At 68.6% G+C, this 3,482-nt stretch carries 4 protein-coding genes; 3 read left to right on the top strand and 1 reads right to left on the bottom strand.

Annotated elements, in window-relative coordinates; all coding sequences use genetic code 11:
• Positions 1-153, top strand: a 153-nt coding sequence (locus tag PMI01_RS28185; RefSeq protein WP_007665686.1) for an efflux RND transporter permease subunit, incomplete at its 5' end; no start/stop codon positions are given.
• A 125-nt stretch (positions 154-278) separates the two neighbouring features.
• On the opposite strand, the gene PMI01_RS06360 is transcribed toward PMI01_RS28185, so the two are convergent.
• Positions 279-845, bottom strand: coding sequence for a TetR/AcrR family transcriptional regulator (locus PMI01_RS06360; RefSeq protein WP_007665684.1), 567 nt, complete (start codon positions 843-845; stop codon positions 279-281).
• A 110-nt stretch (positions 846-955) separates the two neighbouring features.
• On the opposite strand from PMI01_RS06360, the gene PMI01_RS06355 reads away from it, so the two are divergent.
• Positions 956-1,600 carry a glutathione S-transferase gene (locus tag PMI01_RS06355; protein WP_007665682.1) on the top strand — a complete coding sequence of 215 codons (645 nt, stop codon included), beginning with the start codon at positions 956-958 and terminating at the stop codon, positions 1,598-1,600.
• A 208-nt stretch (positions 1,601-1,808) separates the two neighbouring features.
• Complete coding sequence (locus PMI01_RS06350) at positions 1,809-3,455, top strand: phytoene desaturase family protein (protein ID WP_007665679.1); 1,647 nt, start codon at positions 1,809-1,811, stop codon at positions 3,453-3,455.
• Positions 3,456-3,482: the final 27 nt, after the last annotated feature.

Here is a 3,482-nt window from a genome sequence, read left to right as displayed (position 1 = left end):
GGCGGGCTGCTGCCGCTGGCGATGGAGGGCTCGGGGCTGTACTCGCCGCTGGCCATCGCCATCATCGGCGGGCTGGTGACGAGCACGGTGCTGTCGCGGGTGGCGACGCCGGTGATGTACTGGCTGACGGCGCGGGGGGAAGAGCGGGGGTAGGAAGAAAGACCCCCTCAGTCGCTTCGCGACAGCTCCCCCAGAGGGGGAGCATCTGATCGCGCCAGATCCTCCCCCTCTGGGGGAGGTGGCCCAGAGGGCCGGAGGGGGTTCGCACCACCACCACCCTAAGGCATCAGCCCCGCCGCCCGGTAGGCGTCCACCGTCTGGTCGAACACCGCGATGTCGTCGCGGCCGCGCGCCACCAGCTGCGCGCCCTCGATGGCCGCGAAGACCGCCAGGGCGGCCCGTCGGCGCTGGACGTCGTCGGCCCCGGGGTGGCGCGGCGCCAGCACCTGGACCAGCCAGCGGACATTGGCCTCGCTGAAGCCGTCGACCGCGGCGCGCACCTCGGGCGGCAGGTCGCCGTACTCCGCCGCCATGATACCGTACAGGCACATGCGGTTGTCGTTCAGCAGGGCGGCCCGGAACACCGCGATATAGCGCCGGAACCGGGTCTCCAGGTCGAGAGGCTCGACCAGCAGCTGCTCGAAATAGCCGACCGCGTCGTCGGTGTAGCGCTGGGCCAGCGCCGCCCCCAAGTCGCCCTTGGTCGGGAAGTAGTAGTGGATGCTGGCGCTCTTGATCCCGACGTCCTTGGCGATCTCGCGAAAGCTCAGGGCGTTGTAGCCACGGGCCTGCACCATGGCCTTGGCCACGCCCATGATGGTTTCCCGCGTGTCGGTCGTGCTCACGTCGCCGCTCCAGTTACCTACCGATAGATAGGCATTGACTCCCGGAAGCGAAAGGACGTTATTGCGTCACCTACCTATCGATAGGTAGACAACACGAAAGAGCTGACCCCATGAAGATCCACGACATTCCCGGCTTCCCCAATCCGCTGCGCATCCGCATCGCCCTGGCCGAGAAGGGCCTGGCCGACCAGGTGACGTTCGTGAACGTCGACCTGCCCGGCGCCGAGCACAAGCAGGACACTTTCCTGGCGATCAATCCGACCGGGACGGTGCCGGTGCTGGAGCTCGACGACGGCCTCCATATTTCCGAATGCACGGCCATCACCGAATATCTCGACAACCTCGACGGCGATCCGATCCTGACCGGCCGGACGCCGCGCGAGAAGGGCGTGATCCACATGATGCAGAAGCGCGCCGAGTCCGAGCTGATCGATGCGATCGGCGGCTATTTCCACCACGCCACCCCGGGCCTGGGCCCCGTGCTGCAGGCCTATAAGAGCCCCGACTGGACCGGCCGCGAGGAATGGGGCCGCCAACAGGGCGACAAGGCGATCGCCGGCATGCGCTATTTCGACAAGGTGCTGCGGGGCCAACCCTATGTGGCTGGCGAGGCGTTCTCGATGGCCGACATCACGGTGCTGGAGGGCCTGGTGTTCGCCGGCTACGCGCAGTTGGCCGTGCCCGAGGACTGTACGGCGCTGATCGCCTGGAACGCACGATTGCAGGACCGGCCAAGCGTCAAGAACCCGGCTTGATCTAGCGGCGCACTTGCCCCCTACGGGTCGCTTCGCGACCGTCTTCCCCCATAGGGGGAAGAGCCCCGCCGCCGGCGCCACGCGAACTCCGCCCCCTATGGGGGCGGACAGACCGCGCAGCGGTCAGGTGGGGGCAAGTGGGTGAGCCAATCCCCTTGCCTATTTTACACTCGTATAGCAACCTCCCCTGACCACCGGGGAGAGACACATGACCGCCACCGTCCAGCACCGCGACGCCATCATCATCGGCGGCGGCCACAACGGCCTGGTCTGCGCCTTCTACCTGGCCAGCGCCGGGCTGAAGGTCACGGTGTGCGAGGCCCGGGACGTGGTCGGCGGGGCGGCGGTGACCGAGGAGTTCCATCCCGGCTTCCGCAACTCGGTGGCCAGCTACACGGTCAGCCTGCTCAGCCCCAAGGTCATCGCCGACATGGACCTGCACGGCCATGGGCTGAAGATCGTCGAGCGGCCGATCTCCAACTTCCTGCCGATCGACGACACGTCCTACATGAAGCTGGGCGGCGGGCTGGAGCGCACCCAGGCGGAGTTCCGCAAGTTCTCGGCCAAGGACGCCGAACGCCTGCCGGCCTATTACGACATGCTGGACGAGATCGGCGACGTGCTGCGCGACCTGGCCGGCGAGACCCCGCCCAACCTGACCGACGGCCTGCCCGGCCTGCTGCGGGGCCTGCGCCAAGGCTCCCGGCTGGCGGGCCTGTCTCTCGAGCGCAAGCGCGACCTGCTGGACCTGTTCACCAAGAGCGCCCGCGACTTCCTCGACGGCTGGTTCGAGAGCGACGCGGTCAAGGCCAGCTTCGGCTTCGACGCCGTGGTCGGCAACTTCGCCAGCCCCGATACGCCCGGCTCGGCCTATGTGCTGCTGCACCACACCTTCGGCGAGGTGAACGGCAAGAAGGGCGCCTGGGGCCACGCGGTCGGCGGCATGGGCGCGATCACCCAGGCCATGGCCCGGGCCTGCCAGGCCAAGGGCGTCGAGATCCTGCTGAAAGCGCCCGTCGAGGCGGTGCATGTCGAGGACGGCCCCAAGGGCAAGACGGCGGTGGGCGTGCAACTGGTCGACGGCCGGCAGTTCCGGGCCCCGATCGTCTCGTCCAACCTCAATCCGTCGCTGCTGTACGGCAAGCTGGTCGCGCCCTCGGCCCTGCCCGCCCCGTTCCGCAAGGCGATCAAGGGCTACAAGAACGGCTCGGGCACCTTCCGGATGAACGTGGCGCTGTCGGAGCTGCCCGACTTCACCTGCCTGCCGGGCAAGGTCAGCGCCGAGCACCACCAGTGCGGCATCGTGCTGTCGCCGACCCTGGACTACATGGACGAGGCCTATCGCGACGCCAAGGCGACCGGGATCAGCAAGCGGCCGATCGTCGAGATCCTGATCCCCTCGACCCTGGACTCCACCCTGGCCCCGCCCGGCCAGCACGTGGCCAGCCTGTTCTGCCAGCAGTTCGCCTGGGACCTGGGGGACGGCCGTTCGTGGGACGAGGAACGCGAGGCCGCCGCCGACCTGATCATCGACACGGTCAACGCCTGGGCCCCCAACTTCAAGGCCTCGGTGCTGGGCCGGATGATCCTGTCGCCGCTCGACCTGGAGCGGAAGTTCGGCCTGACCAACGGCGACATCATGCACGGCCACATGTCGCTGGACCAGCTGTGGGCGGCCCGGCCGGTGCTGGGCCACGCCAGCCACCGGGCGCCGATCAAGGGGCTCTACATGTGCGGGGCGGGGTGCCATCCGGGCGGCGGGGTTTCCGGCAATCCGGGACGCAACGCGGCGCGGGAGATCCTGCGGGACCGGGATTTCGCGACGGCCGTGAAGCTGAGCTTGGCGGGGCGGTAGGGATGAGCGGCTCACCCCCTTGCCCCC

The sequence above is a fragment of the Caulobacter sp. AP07 genome, assembly GCF_000281955.1.
Taxonomy (GTDB): domain Bacteria; phylum Pseudomonadota; class Alphaproteobacteria; order Caulobacterales; family Caulobacteraceae; genus Caulobacter.
This window is presented reverse-complemented; position numbering and strand designations above follow the sequence as displayed.

What these genes read in the sequence shown, in the direction of transcription:
- PMI01_RS06355 (WP_007665682.1), top strand. Translation starts at nt 956, where the DNA reads ATGAAGATCCACGACATTCCCGGCTTCCCCAATCCGCTGCGCATCCGC.
- PMI01_RS06350 (WP_007665679.1), top strand. Translation starts at nt 1,809, where the DNA reads ATGACCGCCACCGTCCAGCACCGCGACGCCATCATCATCGGCGGCGGC.